At 74.3% G+C, this 22669-nt stretch carries 19 protein-coding genes and 1 tRNA gene; 9 read left to right on the top strand and 11 right to left on the bottom strand.

Going from position 1 to position 22669, the window contains the following annotated elements; genetic code table 11:
• The first annotated feature begins 12 nt into the window (after nt 1-12).
• Complete coding sequence (locus ABZ881_RS22930) at nt 13-1134, top strand: FAD-dependent oxidoreductase (RefSeq protein WP_358487544.1); 1122 nt, start codon at nt 13-15, stop codon at nt 1132-1134.
• Nucleotides 1135-1251: 117 nt separating this feature from the next.
• Here the strand turns inward: ABZ881_RS22930 and ABZ881_RS22925 are convergent, their stop codons facing one another.
• The 3 genes from ABZ881_RS22925 to ABZ881_RS22915 form a co-directional block, all read right to left on the bottom strand.
• Nucleotides 1252-1746 (bottom strand): DUF2127 domain-containing protein, encoded by a 495-nt coding sequence (locus tag ABZ881_RS22925; protein ID WP_358487542.1) that lies wholly within the window; start codon nt 1744-1746, stop codon nt 1252-1254.
• A 25-nt stretch (nt 1747-1771) separates the two neighbouring features.
• Entirely contained in the window at nt 1772-3208 is a 1437-nt protein-coding gene (gene gndA, locus ABZ881_RS22920; RefSeq protein ID WP_358487540.1) for an NADP-dependent phosphogluconate dehydrogenase, read from the bottom strand.
• Nucleotides 3209-3333: 125 nt separating this feature from the next.
• A complete protein-coding gene (locus ABZ881_RS22915) occupies nt 3334-4209 on the bottom strand; it encodes an alpha/beta fold hydrolase (RefSeq protein ID WP_358487539.1) in 876 nt (291 codons plus the stop codon).
• A 116-nt stretch (nt 4210-4325) separates the two neighbouring features.
• On the opposite strand from ABZ881_RS22915, the gene ABZ881_RS22910 reads away from it, so the two are divergent.
• The gene (locus ABZ881_RS22910) at nt 4326-6629 is read left to right on the top strand and encodes a UvrD-helicase domain-containing protein (RefSeq protein ID WP_358487537.1); all 2304 of its coding nucleotides are present in this window, start codon (nt 4326-4328) and stop codon (nt 6627-6629) included.
• Nucleotides 6630-6647: 18 nt separating this feature from the next.
• On the opposite strand, the gene ABZ881_RS22905 is transcribed toward ABZ881_RS22910, so the two are convergent.
• The 4 genes from ABZ881_RS22905 to ABZ881_RS22890 form a co-directional block, all read right to left on the bottom strand.
• The gene (locus tag ABZ881_RS22905; RefSeq protein WP_358487535.1) at nt 6648-7541 is read right to left on the bottom strand and encodes an SCO1664 family protein; all 894 of its coding nucleotides are present in this window, start codon (nt 7539-7541) and stop codon (nt 6648-6650) included.
• Nucleotides 7538-8143 carry a DUF3090 domain-containing protein gene (locus ABZ881_RS22900; protein WP_358487534.1) on the bottom strand — a complete coding sequence of 202 codons (606 nt, stop codon included), beginning with the start codon at nt 8141-8143 and terminating at the stop codon, nt 7538-7540. The genes ABZ881_RS22905 and ABZ881_RS22900 overlap by 4 nt, the downstream gene beginning before the upstream one ends.
• Before the next feature lie 94 nt (nt 8144-8237).
• Nucleotides 8238-8945: a histidine phosphatase family protein gene (locus ABZ881_RS22895; protein WP_358487532.1), complete on the bottom strand. Its 708-nt coding sequence runs from the start codon at nt 8943-8945 to the stop codon at nt 8238-8240.
• 31 nt (nt 8946-8976) lie between these two features.
• Nucleotides 8977-9798 (bottom strand): undecaprenyl-diphosphate phosphatase, encoded by an 822-nt coding sequence (locus ABZ881_RS22890; protein WP_358487531.1) that lies wholly within the window; start codon nt 9796-9798, stop codon nt 8977-8979.
• A 135-nt stretch (nt 9799-9933) separates the two neighbouring features.
• Here ABZ881_RS22890 and ABZ881_RS22885 point away from each other — a divergent pair, with 135 nt between their 5' ends.
• The 6 genes from ABZ881_RS22885 (at nt 9934) to ABZ881_RS22860 (ending at nt 19097) form a co-directional block, all read left to right on the top strand.
• Complete coding sequence (locus tag ABZ881_RS22885; RefSeq protein WP_344023633.1) at nt 9934-10899, top strand: aldo/keto reductase; 966 nt, start codon at nt 9934-9936, stop codon at nt 10897-10899.
• Between the two features lie 102 nt (nt 10900-11001).
• A complete protein-coding gene (locus ABZ881_RS22880; protein ID WP_358487528.1) occupies nt 11002-11292 on the top strand; it encodes a DUF5703 family protein in 291 nt (96 codons plus the stop codon).
• Between the two features lie 229 nt (nt 11293-11521).
• Entirely contained in the window at nt 11522-14227 is a 2706-nt protein-coding gene (locus tag ABZ881_RS22875; RefSeq protein WP_358487527.1) for a glycosyltransferase family 2 protein, read from the top strand.
• Nucleotides 14224-14961, top strand: a complete 738-nt coding sequence (locus ABZ881_RS22870; protein WP_358487525.1) for a hypothetical protein — start codon at nt 14224-14226, stop codon at nt 14959-14961. The genes ABZ881_RS22875 and ABZ881_RS22870 overlap by 4 nt, the downstream gene beginning before the upstream one ends.
• Complete coding sequence (locus ABZ881_RS22865; protein ID WP_358487524.1) at nt 14958-17159, top strand: glycosyl hydrolase; 2202 nt, start codon at nt 14958-14960, stop codon at nt 17157-17159. The genes ABZ881_RS22870 and ABZ881_RS22865 overlap by 4 nt, the downstream gene beginning before the upstream one ends.
• Before the next feature lie 114 nt (nt 17160-17273).
• Nucleotides 17274-19097 carry a DUF222 domain-containing protein gene (locus ABZ881_RS22860; protein ID WP_358487522.1) on the top strand — a complete coding sequence of 608 codons (1824 nt, stop codon included), beginning with the start codon at nt 17274-17276 and terminating at the stop codon, nt 19095-19097.
• 159 nt (nt 19098-19256) lie between these two features.
• On the opposite strand, the gene ABZ881_RS22855 is transcribed toward ABZ881_RS22860, so the two are convergent.
• From ABZ881_RS22855 to ABZ881_RS22845, 3 genes are all read right to left on the bottom strand, one after another.
• Nucleotides 19257-19637, bottom strand: a complete 381-nt coding sequence (locus ABZ881_RS22855; RefSeq protein WP_358487521.1) for a VOC family protein — start codon at nt 19635-19637, stop codon at nt 19257-19259.
• 88 nt (nt 19638-19725) lie between these two features.
• Nucleotides 19726-20496, bottom strand: coding sequence for an SDR family NAD(P)-dependent oxidoreductase (locus ABZ881_RS22850; RefSeq protein ID WP_358487519.1), 771 nt, complete (start codon nt 20494-20496; stop codon nt 19726-19728).
• Nucleotides 20497-20569: 73 nt separating this feature from the next.
• Nucleotides 20570-21913 (bottom strand): M20/M25/M40 family metallo-hydrolase, encoded by a 1344-nt coding sequence (locus ABZ881_RS22845; RefSeq protein WP_358487517.1) that lies wholly within the window; start codon nt 21911-21913, stop codon nt 20570-20572.
• 97 nt (nt 21914-22010) lie between these two features.
• Here ABZ881_RS22845 and ABZ881_RS22840 point away from each other — a divergent pair.
• Nucleotides 22011-22095, top strand: a tRNA-Leu gene (locus ABZ881_RS22840).
• Here the strand turns inward: ABZ881_RS22840 and ABZ881_RS22835 are convergent.
• Nucleotides 22077-22559, bottom strand: a complete 483-nt coding sequence (locus ABZ881_RS22835) for a hypothetical protein (RefSeq protein WP_358487516.1) — start codon at nt 22557-22559, stop codon at nt 22077-22079. The genes ABZ881_RS22840 and ABZ881_RS22835 overlap by 19 nt on opposite strands.
• Between the last annotated feature and the right edge of the window lie 110 nt (nt 22560-22669).

Raw genomic sequence — 22669 nt, 5'->3', positions numbered from 1 at the left:
GTTGCCCTGGAGGTGGGACGGGTAGCGGTGGTGGTGATCGGCGCGGGGCAGGCGGGCCTGTCCGCGGCGGCCGGGCTGCGCCGCGGCGGGCTCGTGCCCGGCCGGGACATGGTGGTGCTCGACGGCGAGGACGGCCCGGGTGGCGCCTGGCGGCACCGCTGGCCGACCCTGGTGATGCTCACCGTCAACGGCATCCACGACCTCGCGGGCGTCCGATCCGGGTTCGACGAGCCGGGGGCCGATCCGGACCGGCCGGCCCGGGAGGCGGTGCCGGAGTACTTCGCCGAGATCGAACGGACCGCCGGCCTGCAGGTGGTCCGGCCGGTACAGGTGCACGCGGTGCGGGACGCGGTGCAGGACGGCCTGCCGGACGGCGGCCCCGCCCCGGCCGCCCGGTCCGGCCCGCTGGCCGTCGAGACCGACCGCGGCACCTGGATCGCCGATCGGGTGATCAACGCGACCGGCACCTGGACCCGGCCGTTCGTCCCGGCCTACCCAGGTGCGGCGTCGTTCCGCGGGCGCAGCCTGCACGCCCGCGACTACCCGGGCCCGGCGGCGATGGCCGGGCTGCGGGTGGTCGTCGTCGGCGGCGGGATCACCGCGGTGCAGCTGCTGCTGGAGATCGCCCCGCAGGCCGCGGCGACGACCTGGGTGACCCGGCGCGAACCGGTGTGGAACGACGGCCCGTTCGACGCCGAGCGCGGCCGCGCCGCGGTGGCCCTGGTCGAGGAACGGGTCCGGGCCGGTCTGCCGCCGAGCAGCGTCGTCGGGGTGACCGGGCTCGGGCTCACCCCCGAGGTGCGCGCGGGCATCACGAGCGGGGTGCTGCGACGGCGGCCGATGTTCGCCGCGCTCACCCCGGACGGGGTGCGCTGGGCGGACGGCAGCACCGAGCCCGCCGACGTCGTGCTGTGGGCGACCGGCTGGCGTCCGGCGCTGGGGCATCTCGCGCCGCTGCGGCTGCGCGGGCCCGGCGGCGGGATCGTGATGGGTGAGCCGCTGGACACCGGGGTGGTCGCCGACCCGCGGCTGCACCTGGTCGGCTACGGACCGTCGGCCAGCACGATCGGCGCGGACCGGGCCGGGCGCGCCGCGGCCCGCGCGGTGCTGCGCGACCTCCCGCTCGCGGCCTGACCGCGGCGCGGCCACCCCCGCTCAGGCCCCGGACACCCGGGCGCGGCCCGCCCTGGCGCGGTCCGGCCTGGCGCGGTCCGGTCCCCTGGCGCAGCTGCCCCGCCCCACCCCGCACCGTCACATCGCGCGTTCCCGGCGCAGCAGCCGGTACTCCCGCACCACCAGCACGATGATCGCGATGTCCAGCAGCGCGAGCACCGGCAGCAGCACCGAACCGGTGTGCCAGGCGTGCACGAGCTCATAGACCACGAACAGCCCCAGCACGACGACGGCCGGCGGGTACGCCGGCAGCCACCGGCGCAGCAACGCCCACACCAGCGCCAGCTTGATCACGCCGTGCAGCGCCAGGTAGACGATCACGAACGTCCGGCCGCCGCCCGCGACGTCGTCGACGGCCGTCGTGAGGTGCCGGGCGAGCGGCGCGTCCGGCGGGCCCAGCAGGTCCCGGGCCAGCACCTGCGCGACCACCTGGTGCAGCCGGTCCCCGGAGACCAGCAGCAGGGCGATCGCGGCGAGCAGCTCGGCCGCCCCGTCGACGCCCTTGACCAGCATCGCGATCCGGAACAACCGCTCGGTCCGCCGGGCGGCCCGTGGCACGAACGGTTGCGCCATGCCACGAGCCTACCGACCGACGGGGTCAGTCGGTGCGGACCTCCGCGCCGTCCTGGCTCCACCGGGTGTGGAAGGCGCCGTCGGCGTCGGTCCGGTGGTAGGTGTGCGCGCCGAAGTAGTCGCGCAGCCCCTGGATCAGGTTGGCCGGGCCGCGCTCGCGGCGGTAGCCGTCGTAGTAGCTCAGGCTCGACGAGAACGCCGGGATCGCGACGCCGTGCTCGGTCGCCGTCACCACCACCCGCCGCCACGCGTCCTGCGCGTTCCCGACGGCCTCGGTGAAGTACGGGACCATCAGCAGGTTGTCCAGATCGGGGTGCGACTCGTAGGCCTCGGTGATCCGGTTCAGGAACTGGGCGCGGATGATGCAGCCGCCGCGCCAGATCCGGGCCATCGCGCCGAGATCGAGGTCCCAGCCGTTGGCCTGCGAGGCGGCCCGCATCTGGGCGAACCCCTGCGCGTAGGCGACCACCTTGGACGCGTAGAGCGCCTGCCGGACGTCGTCGACCAGCCGGTCGACGTCGGTGGCCGGCTTCGGCGCGGGCCCGGCCAGCGTCGTCGACGCTGCCCGGCGCTCGTCGCGCAGCGCGGACAGCGTCCGGGCGAACACCGCCTCGGTGATGCCGGTCAGCGGGACGCCGAGATCGAGCGCGTCGATCGCGGTCCAGCGGCCGGTGCCCTTCTGCTCGGCCTGGTCGGTGATCACGTCGACCAGCGGCCCGCCGGTCCGCTCGTCGGTCTTGGCCAGCACGATGCCGGTGATCTCGATCAGGAACGACTCGAGGTCGCCGGTGTTCCACTGCTCGAAGATCGTCCCGATGTCCGGCGCGGACAGCCCGCCGACGTGCGTCAGCAGGTCGTACGCCTCCGCGATGAGCTGGATGTCGGCGTACTCGATGCCGTTGTGCACCATCTTCACGTAGTGCCCGGCGCCACCCGGCCCGACGTGCGTGCAACAGGGGGTGCCGTCGACGTTCGCGGCGATCGCGGTCAGTACGTCGGCGATCTCGGCGTAGGCGGCCGGGTCCCCGCCGGGCATGATGCTCGGCCCGTTGAGCGCGCCCTCCTCGCCGCCGGACACGCCGATGCCCATGAACCGCAGGCCCAGCTCCGCGCAGTGCGCGGTGCGCCGGTCGGTGTCCGGGAAGTGCGAGTTCCCGGCGTCGACGATGATGTCGCCCTCGTCGAGCAGCGGCGCCAGCTCGTCGATGACGGCGTCGACCGGCTTGCCGGCCTTCACCATGACGACGACGGTGCGCGGCGTCTGGAGCGCGTCGACGAAGTCCTGCAGCGACTCCGAGCCGGTGAAGGCGCCCTCGTGGCCGTAGTCCTCGATGAACTGGGTGGTCTTCGCGGTGGTGCGGTTGTGCACCGCCACGGTGAAGCCGCGGCGGGCCATGTTGCGGGCCAGGTTCGCCCCCATCACCGCCAGCCCGGTGACCCCGATCCGGCTCTTCTCCGCCATCGTGCTCCTCCGTCTCGCCGGGCGCGGCCGGCGCCGCGCGTTCGTCCTGCCCCATCCTGGCCCCTCGCGCCCACGGCGTGCGCGGACCGTCCGGTGTCCGCTCGGTCACCCCGGTGCGGGCGGGCTCAGCGCAGGAAGTCGAGCAGCAGCTCGCTGGTCCGTTCCGGCGCCTCGGCCGGGATCCAGTGGCCCGCGCCGGCGACGCGCTCGTACCGGAAGTCCTCGGCGAACTCGGCGGAGCGCCGCATCTGGCTCTCGGTCAGCGCCATGTCGCGGTCGCTCCACACCCCGAGCACCGGGACCCGGACCGGCGGCATCTGCAGCGGGCCGGTCGGCACGAACGTCGCCGGGTCGATGTTGGCCCGGTACCAGTTCAGCGACGCGGTGAGCGCGCCCGGCCGGGACAGGTCGGCGATCTGCTGTCCGGGCAGCGGATGCCCGTCGTCGAACGACACGTGCGCCCAGGTCCGCAGGAACGCCCAGTCGTCGGCGGGCAACACCTCCTCGGCGACGCCGGGGAACTGGAACCACAGCATGTACCAGGACTTGGCCTTCTGGATGAGCCCGTCGGAGACGAACGCGGCCGGATGACCGACCGAGAACGCGGCGTAGCGGGTGACCCGCGGCGAGCGCAGCGTGATCGCCCAGCCGAGCGAAGAACCCCAGTCGTGCCCGGCGAGCGCGAAGTCACCGACGCCGAGCGCGTCCGCGACGCCGAGCACGTCGGCGGCGAGCGCCCCGATCCGGTAGTTCTCGACGCCCTCGGGCCGGTCGGAGTCGCCGAAGCCGCGCAGGTCGGGGGCGATCACCCGGTGCCCGGCGGCGGCCAGCGCCGCGATCTGGTGCGCCCAGAGCGTCGCCCGGTCCGGCCAGCCGTGCAGCAGGACGACGGGCGGGCCGGATCCGCCGCTGTCCAGGACGGAGAGGGTGGTTCCCGGCGGGGTCGCGCCGGGGACGGTGATCCGCTGCGGCTCGGGGAGGGCCGGGTCGGGTGAGGCCATGGCCGCGACACTAACCCGGCGCCCGGACCGGGCGGCGCCGCGCGGGCGAACAGCGGAGAACGGAACGGGAGAGCGGAAACGGCGCGCGAGCGCGGCGGAATGCGCTACTCTGTGGGGTGCCTTCAGATAGCAAAGCCACAGCAATACATTCAAACTATAGCACGGTCGGCAAGCCCGGTACCAGCCCCCGGTTCGCCGAGGAGCTCGCCGCCGAGACCACCCGGCTGCGGTGGCTGCACGGGCTGCTCACCGCCGAGCTCACCGCGGTCGACACCCGCGCCGCGACCGCCCGGTCCACCCCCGCCGGCGAGGAGCTCAGCGCCCGCTGGGAGCGCGACGTCTCGGAGTTCCGTTGGTCGGAGCGGGCCGGTGCGCTGCGGGCCGCCCGGTACGGGCTGTGCTTCGGCCGGCTCGACCACACCGACAGCGGCCCGACCTACGTCGGCCGGATCGGGCTCACCGACCCGGCCGACGGCGAGAGCGCGCTGATCGACTGGCGGGCGCCGGCCGCCCGGCCCTTCTACTGCGCCACCCCGGTCACCCCGCTCGGCGTGACCCGGCGCAGGCACTTCCGGCTGGCCGGCACCGCCCCCGACGAGCGGGTCGACACCTTCCACGACGACGTGCTGGACGGCGCGCTCGCCCACCGCACCGAGGCCGCGTCCGATCCAGCCCTGCTGGCCGCGCTGAAGGCACCGCGCGGATCGACGATGCGCGATATCGTCACCACCATCCAGGCCGAGCAGGACGACATCATCCGACTGCCGCTGGCCGGCACGGTGGTGATCGAGGGCGGGCCGGGCACCGGCAAGACCGCGGTCGCCCTGCACCGGGTGGCCTACCTGCTCTACGCCCACCGGGACCGGCTCGCCCGCAGCGGCGTGCTCGTCGTCGGGCCCAGCGCCGGGTTCGTCCGCTACGTCGGCGGGGTGCTGCCCGCGCTCGGCGAGTCCGCAGTCGTGTTCACCACGCCGGGGCGGCTCGCGCACGGGATCGTGGCGAGCGCGACCGACCCGCCGGAGGCCGCCCGCCGCAAGGGCGACCTGTCGATGGTCGACGTGCTCCGCCGCGCCGTCGCGGACCGGCAGGGGCTGCCCGCCGCGACCGTCGCGATCGAGCTGGAGGACGTGACGCTGCGGCTGGACCGGGCGACCGCGGCGGAGGCCCGCCGCCGGGCCCGGGCGACCGGTCTGCCGCACAACGCCGCCCGGGCGACGTTCCGGGACACCCTCGGCAGGCTGCTCGTCGACCAGGGGCTGGAACGGCTGGACACCCGGCTGGCCGACCCGCCGGAGCTGGCCGAGCTGCTCGCCGGATTGGACCTGCCCGAGATCGAGCCGGCCGGCGCCGCCGAGGTGTCCGCCGACCTGCGCCACGAGCTGCGCTCGGAGCTGCGCTCGGCGCCGGAGTTCCACGAGGCCGTCGAGGACCTCTGGCCGCTGCTGACCCCGCAGCGCGCGCTCACCGACCTCTTCGGCTCAGCCGACCGGCTCGCCGCAGCGGGCGAGGGCGCCGATCTCGCCGTGCTGCACCGCGCCCCGGGAGCGCCCTGGACGGTCGCCGACGCCCCGCTGCTCGACGAGCTGGACGAGCTGCTGGGCCCGCTCCCCGAGAACGCCGCGGCCGCGGGGAACAGCACCGCCGGGGCCGACGCACACTACGCCGAGGGCGTGCTGACCGTGCTCACCTCGGCCGACCGGGACCTGGCCGGCGAGGACGCCGACGAGCTGCGGGCCACCGACTTCGTCACCGCCGAACAGCTCGCCGCGCGGCACGTGCCGGGGGTCCCGCTGACGGTCGCCGAGCGGGCCGCGGGCGACCGCGTTTGGCGCTACGGTCATCTCGTCGTCGACGAGGCGCAGGAGCTGTCCGCGATGGACTGGCACGTGCTGCTGCGCCGCTGCCCGTCCCGGTCGATCACCGCGGTCGGCGATCTCGCCCAGCGCAGCGCCCCGGCCGGCGCGCGGAGCTGGGCCGAGGTGCTCGGCCCGCACCTGGCGGAGCGCTGGACGCACCGGACGCTCACGGTCAACTACCGGACCCCGGCCGAGATCATGGCGCCGGCGGCGGCCGTGCTGGCGACGTACGCGCCGGGGCACCGCCCGCCGGAGTCGGTCCGCGAGACCGGTGAGCAGCCGTGGGAGCGGACCGTGCCGGCCGCGGACCTGGCGGGCGTGGTGGCCGCCGAGCGGGCGCGGCTCGACGGCGGGACGCTCGCGGTGATCGTTCCGGAGGGCACCGACCCGCTGCCCGCCGCCGCCGGGGTGGCCGTGCACACGCCGTCGTCGTCGAAGGGTCTGGAGTTCGACGCGGTCCTGATCGTCGACCCGGACCGGATCCGGGAGCGCGAACCGGCCGATCTCTACGTGGCGATGACCCGGGCGACGCAACGGCTCGGGCAGCTGCACCTCACCCGGTGAGCCGCCCGGGGCCGGACGTCAGAAGGCCGGCCAGGGGATCGCCGGCCCGAACCCGTCCGGCCCCGGGAACCGCGGCTCGGCGAGCAGGTGGTCAATCCGGGAGCGCAGCGCGGCGATCTCGCGCCGGGTCACGTGCTCGCCGAGGGTGTCGGCGAAGTCGCCGGCCAGCTTGGCGCGCAGCTCCTTGAGTGCGGCGGTGTGCTCCTCGCCGAGCTCGTCGCCGATCCAGCCCCACAGCACCGTCCGCAGCTTCGGCTCGCTGTGCAGGGTCAGGCCGTGGTCGACGCCGTAGACGCCGCCGTCCCCGCCGAGGATGACGTGCCCGCCCTTGCGGTCGGCATTGTTGACGACGACGTCGAACAGCGCCATCGACCGCAGCTGCGAATGGTCGGCGTGCACCAGGACGACCGGGTCCCCGGCGCCGTCGCGGGCCCGCAGCACCGGCAGCCAGCCGTCCGGGACGCAGTCCGGCTCGCACAGCTCGACCAGCGACTCGGCGGCGAGCTGGATGGTCTCCTCGTCGATCTCGGCGCCGAACCCGTCGTCCGGCTCGTCGCCGCCGCCGGTGAGCGCGCTCTCGTCACCGGAGGAGACCCACGCCTGCACCATCCCCGGCCCGAACGGCGCCTCCTGGCGCAGCACGGTCGGCGGGACGACCCGCAGGCCGGACTCCTCGGCGACCAGGTAGGCGCCGACCTCGCGGCCGGCCAGGGTGCCGTCCGGGAAGTCCCACAGCGGGCGCTCGCCGCGGACCGGCTTGTAGACGCAGCGCAGCTCGATCCCGTCGAGGGTGGCGGTGCCGAACAGGGTGGCGTTGGAGGCGTCCACCATCCGGCCGGTGATCTCGATGCGGCCGCGGGCCAGGACCTCGAGGACGGCCGGGTCGCGCAGGTCGGGGGCCTGGCCGCTCACTCGGTCTCGGTCTCGGTCTCGGTCTCGGCCACGGGATTGCGGTCGTGGTAGCCGTTGAGCCGGACGCAGACGTGGCCCTCGGGATCGAGCGGCTCGGCGCACAGCGGGCACGGCGCGCGGCCGGCCGAGACGACCTTCTCCGCGCGATCGGCGAACGCCTTCGCCTCGTTCGGCGAGAGGAACACCCGCAGCGCGTCCGGGCCTTCCTCGGTGTCGTCGAGCACCACCGACTCGTCGATCTCCTCCTCGGTCACCGCGAGCAGCTCGACGACGATCGAGCTGGAGTCGGCGTCCCAGCCCAGGCCCATGGTGCCGACCCGGAACTCCTCCTCCAGCGGCACGGCGAGCGGGTCGGTGTCCGACCGCGGCGAGCCGGCGTCGGTGCCCTCCTGCAGGTTCTCCTCGCCGAACCGCTTCGCCACCTCGCCGAGCAGCGCGGTGATCCGCTCGGCCAGCACCGTGACCTGCTGTTTCTCCAGCAGCACGCTGATCGTCCGGGAGCTCTCGATCGCCTGCAGGTAGAAGGCGCGATCGCCGGGCTCGCCAACGGTCCCGGCCACGAAGCGGTCGGGTCGGCGGAAGACGTGGATGACGCGTGCCATGACCCTTCCCAGGGTAGGCGACGGCGGGGCGGTAGGCATCCCCGCCACCCCGCGCGATCGCCGCGACCTGCGCCGATGCGCACCGGGGGTGATCTCAGGCGTTCGTCGAGCCCCCGACGACGGCGTCCGACGCGGCCCGGTCGTCCTGGCCGGCGCCCTCCTCGGGCGGCTTCGGGACCAGGTTGGCGACGTCCCCGGACTGCTCGTTCATCCGGGCCACGAACGGCCGCAGCGAGGTGTAGGTGACGACGCTCACCGAGCAGGTGTCGACCACGATCCGCTGGAAGGTGTCGAGATGGCAGCCGAGCGCGTCGGCCAGCACCGACTTGATCACGTCGCCGTGGCTGCAGGCGAGCAGGATGGAGTGCTCGCCGTGCTCGGCCCGGACCCGGGCGACGTGCCGGCGGACCGCGGCGACCGACCGGGCCTGCATCCCGGCGAGCGACTCGCCGTCCGGGAACTCGGCCGCCGAGGGATGCGCCTGCACGACCTTCCACAGGTCCTCGGACACCAGCTCGGAGATCGGCCGCCCGGTCCACGAGCCGTAGTCGACCTCGGCCAGGTCGTCCTCGACGACCGGTTCCAGGCCGCGGGTGGCTGCCAGCGGCGCGACGGTCTGCCGGCAGCGGGTCATCGGGGAGGTGACGATCGAGGCGATCGGCAGGGCCGCGAGCCGGTCGACGACGGCGTCGGCCTGCTCCCGGCCGCGTTCGTCGAGCTCCACGCCGGGGGTGCGGCCGGCCAGGACACCGGCCGTGTTCGCCGTCGAGCGCCCGTGCCGCAGCAGGATCAAGGTCGTCACGCCGCCCGAGGCTACGCGGGCCGGGTCGCCGTCAGGTGGCGGAGATCGCGCCGACCGACAGCGCCGCCAGCAGCGCGACGCCCAGCGCGATCCGGTAGGCGACGAACACGTAGACGGTGTTGTTCTGCACGAACCGCAGCAGCCAGGCGATCACCGCGTAGCCGACGACGAACGCGATCAGCACGGCGACCAGCATCTGCACGCCGGACGGCCCGTCTCCGGCGAACACGTCGGGCAGGGTGAACAGCCCGGCGCCGAACACCGACGGGATCGCCAGCAGGAACGAGTACCGCACGATCGCCGGACGGGTCAGCCCGAGCGCCAGCCCGGCGGTGATCGTGCCGCCGGACCGGGAGACGCCCGGGACCAGCGCCATCGCCTGGGCGAAGCCGAGCACGATGCCGTCGCGCACGGTGATCCGCTCGATCGGCTTGGTCTGCCTGCCGTAGCGCTCGGCGAGCCCGAGCAGCACGCCGAACACGATCAGCATCACCGCGACCAGCCACAGGCTGCGGGCGACCGTCTCGATCTGGGTCTTGAACAGCACCCCGAGCACGGCGATCGGGATCGACCCGATGATGACCAGCCAGGCCAGCCGGTAGTCGTCGGTCCGGCGGACCTCGGCGTCGCGGAAGCCGCGCAGCCAGGTGGTGAACAGGTGCCAGATGTCCTTGGCGAAGTAGACGATCACCGCCACCTCCGTCCCGATCTGCGAGACGGCGGTGAAGGCGGCCCCCGGATCGCGCCCGAAGAACACCTCGGAGGCGATCCGCATGTGCCCGGAGGAGGAGACCGGCAGGAACTCGGTCAGACCCTGGACGAGGCCGAGGACGATCACCTCGAGCCAGCTCACGGGCGACCCCCGACGGGCGGGTCTGCCGGATGCGGAACCTGATCGGTCACGGGCGGTCACCGTACTCGCGGAGACGGGCGTCACAGCGCGCGCCCTCGACGGTGTCGGGGCCCTTCGGGCCTAGGCTCGTGCCCCGTGCAGCGCAGACCCGTCGGCTCCAGCGGTCTGGAGGTGTCCCGGATCGGCCTGGGCACGATGACCTGGGGCGAGGACACCTCACCGGACGAGGCCGGCGCGCAGCTGCGGGCGTTCGTGGACGCCGGTGGGACGTTCGTCGAGACGGCCGACGACTACGGCGGCGGCGCCGCCCAGCAGGTGCTCGGCGGGCTGCTGCGCGGCACGGTCGCCCGCGACGACGTGGTGCTCGCCGGGCGGGGCACCGCGATCGACGCGCCAGGCCGGGGCGGCGGCCCGGCGCGGGCGTCCCGGGCGGCGCTGCTGCGCTCGCTGGACGGCACCCTGCGCCGGCTCGGCGTCGACCACCTGGACCTGTGGCAGTTCCCGGGCTGGGACCCGCGGGTGCCGGTGGACGAGATGCTGTCCGCGGTGCAGGTCGCCGTGTACTCGGGACGGGTGCGCTACGCCGGGCTGGTCGCGCCGCAGGGCTGGCAGCTCGCGACGGTCGCGGCCGGTGCGGGCGCCGGGCCGGACCCGGCGGTGGCCAGGCCGGTGTCGACGCAGGTCGAGTACTCGCTGCTGGCCCGCGAGCCGGAGGCCGAGCTGCTGCCGGCGGCGCGCTACCACGGGCTCGGGATCCTGGCCTGGGCCCCGCTCGGGCGCGGCGTGCTCACCGGGAAGTACACCGACGGCACCCCGGCCGACTCGCGCGCCGCGAGCGCGCTGCTGGCGTCCTACGTCGAGGCCCGGCGCACCGAGCACTCGGCCCGGATCGTGCAGTCGGTGCTGACCGCGGCGGACGGGCTCGGCACGTCGCCGCTGGTGGTCGCCCTGACCTGGGTGCGGGACCGGCCGGGGGTGGCGACCGCTGTCGTCGGGGCGCGGGACGCGGCGCAGCTGCGGGCGTCGCTGGCCGCCGAGGACGTGACGTTGCCCGCCGAGATCCGGACCGCGCTGGACGACGTGAGCGACCCCGTCCGGTAGCGCTCCGGCGGTGGATCCGCGGCGCCGGGCGCGCCTATGGTGGGGGCACCCGGTGGGTACCGGGGCGGCACACGGCGGGGCAGCGGGTTCCGGGAGGCACGGATGGCGGAGAGCGGGCCGGAGGACGTCGACGGGAATCGCCGGGGCGGGGGCCGGCCGACCGGCACCCGCGACGGCGAGAGCTGGATCGACGACCGCTACGAGTACCGCCCGGTACGGATCGACGGCGACGTCACCCGGCTCACCGCATCGGTCCGGCTCGCCATCCAGGCCGAGTTCTCCGGCTGGGAGCTGTCCCGGCTGCGGCTCTATCCCGGCGGCGTCCGGAAGGTCGTGCTCCGGCGCCGACTGACCCACCGTGACATCGGGCTGCTCCCCGAGCCGACGATCTGAGACGTTCCCGCGGGTAACACCCGCCCATCGAGGTGATCACGCTCCGCGTTAACAGCACGCAGCGTGAACCTCGCGACCTTGTGCCGCGGTGGCGTCACCCGAAAGGATGAGGTCCGCGCCACCTGCCGCTCCCCGACTCCGGCACCGGTGCTGCCCGATCCGTTTCGCCCGGTGCCCAGGCCGAGGACGTCCAGGGACTGCTCGCGACCCACCCCCGGAGTACGTCCTCATGCCCGTCCGCCGTTCGCGGCCCACCGCACCCTCCGGCCCGGCCCCGCACCCCGGCCCCGCACCGGCCGGGGATCACCGCCGCACCCGCAGCCAGGACGTGGCCGCCTCGCCGTCGCTGATGGCGATCGTGCTGGTCGCGGCCCTGGGCGTGCTCGCGTACACGGTGTTCCTGTTCGACTTCTCCAACCGGGGCGACTGGCCCGCCTACACCCTGGTGCTGCTGGCCGAGTCGATCATCGTGCTGCAGGCGCTGCTGTCCCTGTGGACGATCCTGTCCAGCGGCTACGACCCGCGGGACTTCACCTTCAACGAGGCGCAGCGCAGGCTCTACGGCGGCGGCGACGGTGCCGACGGCGAGTCCACCCGGGCGATCGGGATCGGCAGGCGTACCGACCCGCTGCACCTCAACGGTGTGCCGGTCCGGGTCGACGTCTTCGTCACCACCTACGGCGAGTCGCTCGCCGACATCCGGCGCACCGTCGCCGCGGCGGTCGCGATGGACGGCGAGCACACCGTGTACGTGCTCGACGACGGCAAGTCCGAGGCCGTCCGCGAGCTGGCCGCCGAGCTGGGCGCGGAGTACATCGCGCGGGAGGGCAACGCGCACGCGAAGGCCGGCAACATCAACCACGCGCTGTCGGTGACCGACGGCGAGCTGTTCGTCATCCTCGACGCCGACTTCGTCGCCCGCCGGGACTTCCTCCACGAGACGGTCCCCTTCTTCGCCGACGGGGACGTCGCGTTCGTCCAGACACCGCAGACATACGGCAACCTGGGCGGGCTGATCTCGCGCGGTGCCGGCTACATGCAGACGGTCTTCTACAAGTTCACCCAGCCCGGCAAGAACCGGTTCAACGCGGCGTTCTGCGTCGGCACCAACGTGGTGTTCCGGCGGGCCGCGGTCGACGAGATCGGCGGGATCTGGCAGGAGTCGAAGTCCGAGGACGTGTGGACGTCGATGAAGCTGCACGAGCGCGGCTGGCGGTCGGTCTACATCGGCCTCGAGCTCGCCGTCGGGCACACCCCGGAGACCATCGAGAGCTACACCAAGCAGCAGCTGCGGTGGGCCACCGGCGGGTTCGAGATCCTGCTGCGGGCGAACCCGATGGGCCGCGGCCGCAACCTCACCCTGGACCAGCGGTTGCAGTACCTGGGGACGGCGACGTTCTACCTGGTCGGCATCGCGCCCGGGCTGCTGCTGCTGGTGCCGCCGATGCAGATCTACTTCGGGATCACCCCGATCTCGCCGGACGTCCCGGTGTTCACCTGGGTGCTGTACTACGCCGGCTTCTACTTCATGCAGGTCGCGGTCGCGCTGTTCACGATCGGCTCGTTCCGCTGGGAGACGCTGCTGCTCGCGTCGGCGTCGTTCCCGATCTACGTCAAGGCGTTCGTGAACGCGCTGCTGCGCCGGGACCAGGCGTGGAGCGTGACCGGGCGCAAGGGGGTGCGGAACTCGCCGTTCGCGTTCATCGGCCCGCAGGTGCTGGCGTTCGTGTTCCTGGCGGCGACGTCGGTGGTCGGGCTGTGGCAGGCACAGCAGATGCGGACGTTCGACCTGGCACTGTTCTGGAACCTGCTCAACACCGCCGTGATCGGGGCGTTCGTGGCGACCGCGGTCCGCGAGTCCCGGCAGATCCGCGCCGAGGCCCGGGAGCTGGAGCGGCTGCGAAGGCTCGGCCGGGCACCGGCCGGAGAGCACGACCGGAAGGTGCGGACGCCGGTGCTGCCCGCGCCGCGGGTCCGCTCCGCGGTGGTCCCGGTGCCCGCCGGACGGGTGTCGCCCGGATCCCCGCCATCGACGCGCTCGGCGGGCGGCCGCGGGACGGCCGCAGGATCCGGCCGCCGCACCGGCCCGCACCCGACGACCGGACCGCACGCCCTTCCCCGGCCGGCCCTGGCCGGGGCCGCGGTCGCACCGAATCCTGGTCCGGGTCCTGGCTCCGTCCCCGGGGCCGGGTCCCTCCCCGGGGTCGGGTCCGTGTCCGGGGTCGGGTCCGTGTCCGGGGTCGGGTCCGTGTCCGGGTCTGTGCCCGGGGCGGCCGGTGACCCGCGGCGGGACCGGGTGGCCGGGCCGCCGTCCGGACCGGTCGAGCCGGTCCGCGCCGGCACCGGTCCGGTACCGGACCGGGCCCGCCGCCGGGCCCGGCCCGGCCCGGCGACCGGCCCCCTCCCCGACGCCATCGCCGCGCCCGCCCTCACCGGCCCGTCCGGCATGCAGGACAGAGCCGCACCGGCCGGCGCCGACGGCGGCTCCCGCTCCACCGGGGCCGCGCAACCCACGGGTGCCCCACGCTCCAACGGCACCCGGTCCAACGGCACCCGCTCGACCGGCGCCCCACACTCCGCCGCGGCCGCATCCACCGCTGCCGACGGGGCGTCCCACTCCCCCGCCGCACCCCGGTCCCCGGAGGGTCGCGCCGCACCGCACCGGCACGACCCGGCACCTCACCGGCAGGACCATGACCCGGGCCCCCACCGGCACGGCCACCACCCGGCACCGCACGGGCACGACCACGGCCCGGTGCCGCGCCAGCACGCTGCCGCCCCGGCACCGCATCGGCGCGCCCCTGGGACACCCCCCGGCGCCCGCTCCACCCCCGCCGCCGCAGTCCCGCGGATCCCGCGGCCCCGGGAGACCGCGAGCGGCCCGCACCCGCTGCCCACCCGGGTCGCGTCCCGGCACGCCCGGAGCAGCCGGTGAGCGCCGGGCGCAGACTGCGGCTGGGGCTGGGCATCACCACGGTGCTGCTGCTGGTCGCGGTCCTGACGATGACCCTGAACGCCCGCAACGGCGTGGTCCGCGGCCACTCCGCCGCGCTCAACGCGCAGAGCTACCCGGTCGGGACCGACTACTCCGGCACCGTCACCGCGCAGCTGGTCCAGGTCGGCGACGAGGTCGCCGTCGGACAGCCGATGTTCGAGGTGCAGAGCGCCACCCTGTCCCGCGACCTGCAGCAGGGTCTGCTCGACCCGGCCCGGGTGCCCTACGACATCAAGGACGGCAGCACCCTCGTCGTGACCGCCACCGACCCGGGCCGGGTGGAGTCCGTCGGCTACGCGGTCGGCGCGTTCGTGGCCGCCAACTCGGAGCTGGCGACGGTGCAGCGGGCCGGGTCGCTCTACATCGAGGCCGAGTTCATCCTCACCGCACCGGACTACGCCCGGCTGCCGCCGAACGCGACCGTCGACGTCGTCCTGCCGGACAACGGGCGGATCACCGCGCAGGCCGGCCGGGTGCAGGTCAGCACCGAGAACGGCGAGGCCCGCACCGTCGTGCAGGCCTACAGCCCGGAGCTCGCGGACTCGACGGCCGACGGGCTCTTCGCCGTCGGGACGCCCGTCCAGGCGACCCTGCACCTGCGCAACGACAACGTCGTGACCCGGGCGTCCACCTGGATCACCGAGCTCACCGGCTTCGGCGGGTTCGCGCCGTGAGCCGGCACTCCGCCGACCATCCCGGCGCCTGGTCGGTCGACGTCCCCTCCCCGTCCGGTGGCCGGCGACGGCGCAGCGCCGACACCCCGGCCGCGTCCGGCCCCGTCCCGCACCCGCGGCGGCCGCCGGCCGGCCCGCCTGCGCCCGGAACGGACTCGCCGACCGTCCCGGTCCGCGCCGCCGTCCCCCGCCGGCCGCCGGCCGCCCCGCGACCCGGTCGTCCCCGCCGCTCACGGAGGCTGGTCGTGCTGCTCACCGTCGCCGTGGTCGCGATCGTCGCCGGTGTGGCCGGCGTGCAGCTGCTGCCCGGTACCGGCGATCTGGCCGGGACCACCGCCGGGGATCCGGCGATCGCTACGTCGGTCGCCGGGCTCCCGCAGCGATCGGTCGGTGTCCCGCCGGCGATGCGGCTCGCGGACGGCCAGGTCCCGCCGACCAACCGCTGGTTCTCCGGGCTGGTGTTCCCCGACCAGCCGGAGCCGGTGTTCCCGCTGCCGCTGTCCGTGGGGGTTCGCGTCGACGGCCTGTCCCTCGGGCTGCCGGAGGTGCGCGCCGACGGCTCGACGATCTTCGGCTCGCACACCCCGGCGCTGGACGTCCCGCTCGGGAGCAGCGACCTGCGCGTGGTCGCCTACGACGACCTGACCGTCACCGTCGCGATGCTCGCCGCAGGCGGCGCCGAGACCGGCCGGCTGGTCATCACCCGCGGCTCGCCGTTCGTCCACTACACCGCGACGACCGCGCAGGACCTCACGGTCGGGCCGCAGCCGCTGGACGCCGACGGGAGGGTCCTGGTCCGGGACGGTCGCTACGGCGTCGTCACCGACGGCGAGCTGACCGGCTCCGCGCTGAGCCTGCCGGCCGGCGGATCGGCGACGTTCTACGCGGTCCCACCGGACGGCGACCCGGCGGTGTTCGCCGACGCCGCGCGCGTCCCGGTGACCGGCGGAACGGTGACCGAGGACGCCGCGGGCGACACGGTCCGCTCCACCCTGACCTACCGCACCGAGGGCGGCGACACCATCGCGGGACCGATGCCGGGTGCGGCCGCCGGATGCGATCCGGTCGGCCGGTTCGCCACCGTCTACGGGCCGATGCCGGTGTGCCGCACCTCGGCGCTCACCGTCGCCGTTCCGGTTCTGGTGCCGTCCGACGCGCTGGACCTGTCCGGCGTCGACGACGCCGCTCGCGCCGAGCTCGCCACCCTCGTCGAACGCGACGTCGCCGAGCTGACGCCGGACGCCACCGACACCTACTTCGGCGGGAAGCAGCTGGTCCGGGCGGCGACGCTGATGCGGCTGGCGTCCGACCTGGGCATGGAGCCGGCCGCCCAGCGGGTGCGCGACCAGCTCGTCCCGCTGCTGGAACGATGGGCCGATCCCGCCGGGTGCGCCGGGCGGAGCACGCACTGTTTCGTCTACGACCCGGTGGTCCGCGGCATGGTCGGACTGGAGACCTCGTTCGGCTCCGAGGAGTTCAACGACCACCAGTTCCACTACGGCTACTTCCTCTACGCCGCCGCGCTGGTCGGCCGGGACGATCCGGCGCTCGTCGACCGCATCGGCCCGGTGATCGACCTGCTGGCCGCCGACGTCGGCAGCCCGGAGCGGACACTCCTGTTCCCCGAGTACCGGGCGTTCGACGCGTTCGCCGGGCACTCCTGGGCGTCCGGGTTCAGCCCGTTCGGCGACGGCAACAACCAGGAGTCCAGCTCCGAGTCGGTCTCCGCGTACAACGGTCTGGCGCTGTGGGCGGAGCTGCGCGGGAACGCCGCGCAGCGCGACCGGGCGGTCGCACTGCTGTCCCGCGAGGCCGCGTCGGCGAAGCGGTACTGGGTGGAGCCGGACCTCTCGCCGTTCCCCGGGTTCGCGCACGGCGTGATCGGCATCAACTGGGGCGGCAAGCGGGACCATGCGACGTGGTTCTCCGCCGAGCCGTCGGCGATCCTGGCGATCCAGCTGATCCCGATGTCGCCGGTCGCGGGGTACCTGCGCGGCGATCCGGAGCGGATCAGGCAGAACGTCGCCGCCGCGACGCCGGCCGGTTTCGACGTCCCCTACGCCGACTCGATCCTGATGTACCTCGCGCTGTCCGACCCGGACGCCGCCGCCACCGCGGCGCGGGCGCTGCCGGACGAGCGGATCGACGACGGCAACTCCCGCTCCTACCTGATGGCCTGGATCCTGGCGCAACGCTGACCCCCCCCCCCCCCCGCGGTTCCACTGCTCCGTCCGGGTGGTTCCGGCCGAAGTTGTCCACAGGGGACGACATCGGCCCCGGCGGTGTCGGTGCCCACCACCATACTCGACCACATGTTCGACGACAGCCCCTCCGTCACTACCGATTCCACGGGTTCGATCTCGGTACCCGAGCCCCGCGGTCGCCGCGGCACCAGGTCCTCAGGGCGCCGCGCCCGTCGCGGCACGCGATCGGCCGGGCGCTCCCGGCCCTCCGGTCGCGCCGGGCCCGCCGGCGCCGCTGCCGCCCCGGGCGCCTCCCGCCGGCCGGAGCCACCCCGCTGGTCCGGGCACGCACCCGGCACCGCGCTGGTCGCCGTCCTGGAACGACCACCCGTCCCCGGCACGTCCGGCCACGAGCGCCTCGAACGCATCGCCGCGTTCGAGCGCACGATCGCCTGGCTCCAGACCCGGCAGGAGGTCGAGATCGCCGGGTATGTCGCCGACGCCGAACGCGCCGCCGTGTCCGACACCCGCCGTGCGGGGACCAGCCCACCCGACGCGTTCGACTCCCCGGAGCACGCGGCCCGTTCGGCCACCGCGGAGATCCAGCTGATACTCCACCTGACCGGTTCCACGATGCTCGCCCGCCTGGAACGGGCCCGGCTGCTGCACCAGGATCCGGTACTGGAACCGACGGCGACGCTCGCCCACGCCGGGCTGCTCACCGCCCCGAAGACCCGGAAGATCCTCGACGGCGCCGCGGGGCTCGATCCGGCGCAGGCCACCCTGCTGCAGGACACCGTCCTGCCGAAGGCCCCCACCCAGACGACCGGGCAGCTGGGCGCCGCGATCCGCCGCTTCCTGGTCTCGCTGCCCGACCGGGAGGTCCCCGCCCGCCGCCGGGAGCGCGCCGGCCGGGCCCGTGGCGTCACCGTGCAACCGGGCACCGACAGCATGGCCGTGCTGCGCGCGTACCTCCCCTCAGCGGCCGCCACCGGCATCTACGCCGTCCTCGACGAGACCGCCCGGCGCCGCCCGTGCCGCTCCGCCGCCGACACCCGCACCATGGACCAGCGTCGCGCCGACGCGCTCACCGATATCGTCCTGCACCCCACCGGGCACGTCAGCGAGGGCACAGCGGCGACCGCCGGTGCCCCCGGCGCATCACCGGCGCCGCCGCCCGCCGCCCCCGCTCCCGCAGGCCCCGGCTCCTCCGGCACCCCACCGGACCCGCCTGCTCCCGCCGCCGACAGCGGTTCCGGCGCACCCTCGGCTCGGCCGGCGGCTCCGGCCGTCGTACCCGACATACCCGGCGTCGCGCCCGCCCCGCCCGGCATGCCGCCGCCGCCACATCCCTCCGTCTCGGTGCGGATCAACGTGACGGTGTCGCTCGACACCCTGCTCGGTGCCGACGATGCTCCCGCCGAACTCGCCGGCCACGGCCCGATCCCGGCCGCGGATGCCCGCGCGCTTGCCTTCGCGACCGGCAGTGTCTGGTACCGCCTGATCACCGATCCGGTCAGCGGCCGCGTACTGCACCGCGACACCACCCGATACCGGCCCGATGCCGCGCTGGCCGAGCTCATCCGGGCGCGGCACCCCGCGTGCACCCACCCGGGGTGCCGGGTCCCCGCGCACCGCTGCGATCTCGACCACGTCGTGCCGCACGGTCCGGACCGCGAATCCGGTCCGACCAGCGCGGACAACCTGCATCCGCTGTGCCGCAGCCACCACCGGCTCAAGCACAGTCCGGGATGGGAGGTGCGGCTGCTCCCGGACGGCAGCACCCGATGGACCACCCCCTCCGGGCACGTGCACGTCGCCGAGCCGACACCGGTCGGTCCGGGCCGGGCCGGCGGTGCCACCGGTCGGCGCGGCCCGCGGCTGCTCGCGCTGTTGCGCGACCCTGGCCTCGCCGACCGGCTCGCCACCGGTACCGCCGAGTCACCGTTCTGACGTCGCCCGGCATCCCACGGCCGGGACCGGTCCACCGACCAGGTCCCGGGCGGTGCGGCGCGGCTCAGTGGTCCCCAGGCCGCGCTGTGCTGCGGCCCGGGCCCGCAGCCATCGGGCCCGGCGGTCAGCCGGCCAGACGCAGGCGACCGTCACAGCAGCTCAGCCACCGTCGGGCACGGTGAGGATCTCCAGCAGATGCCCCGACGGATCGTCGAAGTAGACACCCCGGCCGCCGTCGTCGGTGTTGATCTCACCCGGCCGGGACCGGCCCGGGTCGGCCCAATACGCGTCGCCCCCTTCCCGGATCCGGGCGAACGCGGCGTCGAACTCGGCGTTCGTGAGGAGGAAGGCGTAGTGCTGTGACGTGATCTCCGCGCCCGGCGCGGCGTCGAGATAGTCGAGGCTCACGCCGTTGGCGGTCTCGACGACCTGGAACGGCCCGAACGGTCGGGGCTCCGCGAGCGCGAGGACCCCGGCCAGGTACGCGGCACCGGCTCGCTTGTCTCGGGAATGGACGATGGTGTGGTTCAGCTCTGCCATGCGCACCACGGTGCAACCTCGACCACGGTTGAGGTCAACACCGCGCTGCACTGCACGGCACTGCACCGGGCCGGGTCCGGGGCCGGGATCAGCCGCCGTGCAGCCCGACCTCCGGTGGGCGTCCGGCGCCACGCGGGCTGGGTACCCCGCGGAAACCGTACGGGGCTGGATCGCGGCCCGGCTGCACGAACCAGCACTCCCCCGGCTCGCCCCGATCGAGGATCTGTTCGACGGCGGCGGCCACGTCGTCGGCCGTCAACATCGGGAAGTCCCCGAACTGCTCACGCACGTCGGCGATCAGCGGGGTGTCGGCGAAGCCGGGACAGACCGCGTTCACCCGGATCCCGTCCGCCGCCAGGGGGCCTGCTGCCGAGCGGACGTATCCGACGACCGCGTGCTTCGTCGCCGCGTACAGCGCATCACCCGGCAGCGGGACGAGACCGGCCAGCGAGGCGGTCGCCACCACGTTCCCGCCGCCGGCCCGGCGCAGCGCCGGGACGGCAGCGGACAGCCCGAACACGACGTGATCGAGGTTGACGCCGACGATCCGCCGATAGGCGGGCAGGTCAAGGTTCTCGAAGCCCGACTGACTACCGGTGATCCCGGCGTTGAGCAGCACGACGTCGAGCCGGCCGAACCGCTCCTCGGCCGCGGCGATCGCCGCGGGCATCGCCGCAGGATCGGTCATGTCGGCCTGCACGGCGTGACCCCCCGACCGGGCTGCCACGGCCGTCGCGCCGTCCCCGTCGAGATCCACCACCACGACCTGCGCACCCGCCGCCATCAGCCGGTCCACGGCCGCCGCACCGATACCCGATGCGCCGCCGGTGACCAGGGCGACCCTGCCCGAGAGATCCATACCGGTCACCATGCCCGACCGGACCGACCGAGGACAGCCGGACCCGCCCGGGTCGGCGGGCCCGGCCGCGCCGTCACACGGTCCGCAGGAAGCGGTCCAGCACCCGGGTCCCGAACGTCAGCGCATCGACCGGGACACGCTCGTCGATGCCGTGAAACAGCGACGCGAAGTCCAGCTCCGGCGGCAGCCGCAGCGGCGCGAATCCGTAGCACCGCATCCCGAGCGCCGAGAACGCCTTCGCGTCGGTCCCGCCGGACAGCATGTAGGGCACGATCTCCGCCGTCGGGTCCTCGGTCCGCAACGCGGCCAGCATGGCGTCGGTGAGCGGCCCCTCGAACGGCGTCTCCACCGCGGGCAGGTCGGTGACCCACTCCCGCTCGACGTCGGGCCCGAGCAGCTCATCGACCTCGGCGAGGAACGCCTCCTCACGGCCGGGAAGCACCCGGCAGTCGACGACCGCCTCCGCCGTCGACGGGATGACGTTCGCCTTGTACCCGGCGTTGAGCATCGTCGGGTTCGCGGTGTCCCGGACGGTGGCGCCGATGATGCGGGAGATCGGGCCGAGCTTCGCCAGCGCGCCCTCCAGATCGTCCTCCGGGTACTCGACGCCGGTGAGCTCGGTCATCCGGTCCAGGAACGCCCGTACCGTCGGCGTCACGACCAGCGGGAACGTGTGGTTACCGAGCCGCGCGACGGCCTCGGCGAGGATCGTGACGGCGTTGTCGTCGTGCAGGAAGGAGCCGTGGCCGGGCTTGCCCTTCGCCCGCAGCCGCATCCAGGCGATGCCCTTCTCGGCGGCCTCGATGAGGTAGGCCCGCTGGTCCTCGCCGAGGGTCAGCGAGAAGCCGCCGACCTCGCCGACCGCCTCGGTGCAGCCCTCGAACAGGTCGGGCCGGTTCTCCACCAGCCACTGGGCGCCCCACTTGCCGCCGGCCTCCTCGTCGGCGACGAACGCCCACACGATGTCCCGCGGCGGGACGACACCCTCACGCTTGAAGCGGCGGGCCACCGCCAGCATCATCGCGTCCATGTCCTTCATGTCGACGGCACCGCGGCCCCACACGTAGCCGTCCTGCACCGCACCGGAGAACGGGTGCACCGACCACTCGCTCGCGTCCGCCGGGACGACATCGAGATGGCCGTGCATCAGCAGCGCACCCCGGGACCGGTCGGCCCCGGCGAGCCGCGCGATCACGTTCATCCGTTTCGGCATGCCGGACTGGACGATCTCGACCTCGTAGCCGACCTCGGTCAGCTTGGCCGCGACGTAGTCGGCGGCCTCCGCCTCCCCGGCGAGAGTCTCCGGATCGGCGGTGTTGGTCGTGTCGATCCGGATCAGCTCCGAACAGAGCTGGACGACCTCCGCCTCGGCGCTGGCCGCCTCGCTGGTGAGTGTGTCGTTCGGGTCGCCGGTCATGGGCGTCTTCCTACCACCGGCGGTCCGGACGACCCGGCCTCAACCCCTCCGAGGCGCTCGGTTATGCTTCTCCGGCACGCGATCGAGAGGTCGTGGGGTCCGAGTGGCGGAATGGCAGACGCGCTAGCTTGAGGTGCTAGTCCCCGTATTAGGGGGTGGGGGTTCAAGTCCCCCCTCGGACACACTCGTTAGCCACAACCATCGTGACCGCGGCCTGCCCGCCGTTGTCGGTGTGCCGATAGCGGACTTCCAGTCCGAGGTCGCGGTACAGCCGGGCGAGCCGCTCGGGATGCGCGCGGCCGATGGCAGACCCGACGTCACCCAGCGAGTCGATCATTGCGTGCACCTCTGCCACGCCCACGGTGTGCGACTTCGGCACGTGTGCCAGTTCGGCGCGGGCGTGGTCACGATCGGCCTGCGCCTGGTTGATCGCCTCCACCATCGCGTCCGGATCGACACCGGCCGCGATCGCCGACTGATAGCGGCGCAGGGCAGCCTCCGCGTCCGCGAGCCGCTGCTGCGACGCCTCGCCGGCACCCGAGCGCTGCCCGTCCGCCTGGGAGTCCATCAGGGCTGCCACGGTCTGGTCCCGGTTCTCCGAAGCGAATAGTCGACCGATCACTTCGTTGATCGCTGCGGTCAGCACGTCCTCACGGAGGTTTGAAGTGACACCTACTGGCCGGACGCCTCCAGACTTGGCAGTAGCCGAGGAGGAGGACGTGCGATGGGGCGTCGAAGTAGGTACCCCGAGGAGTT

The organism is Pseudonocardia sp. NPDC046786, assembly GCF_040645415.1.
Taxonomy (GTDB): Bacteria; Actinomycetota; Actinomycetes; order Mycobacteriales; family Pseudonocardiaceae; genus Pseudonocardia; species Pseudonocardia kongjuensis.
Note: the sequence above shows the minus strand (reverse complement) of the source record. Positions and strands in the feature narration are given on the sequence as shown.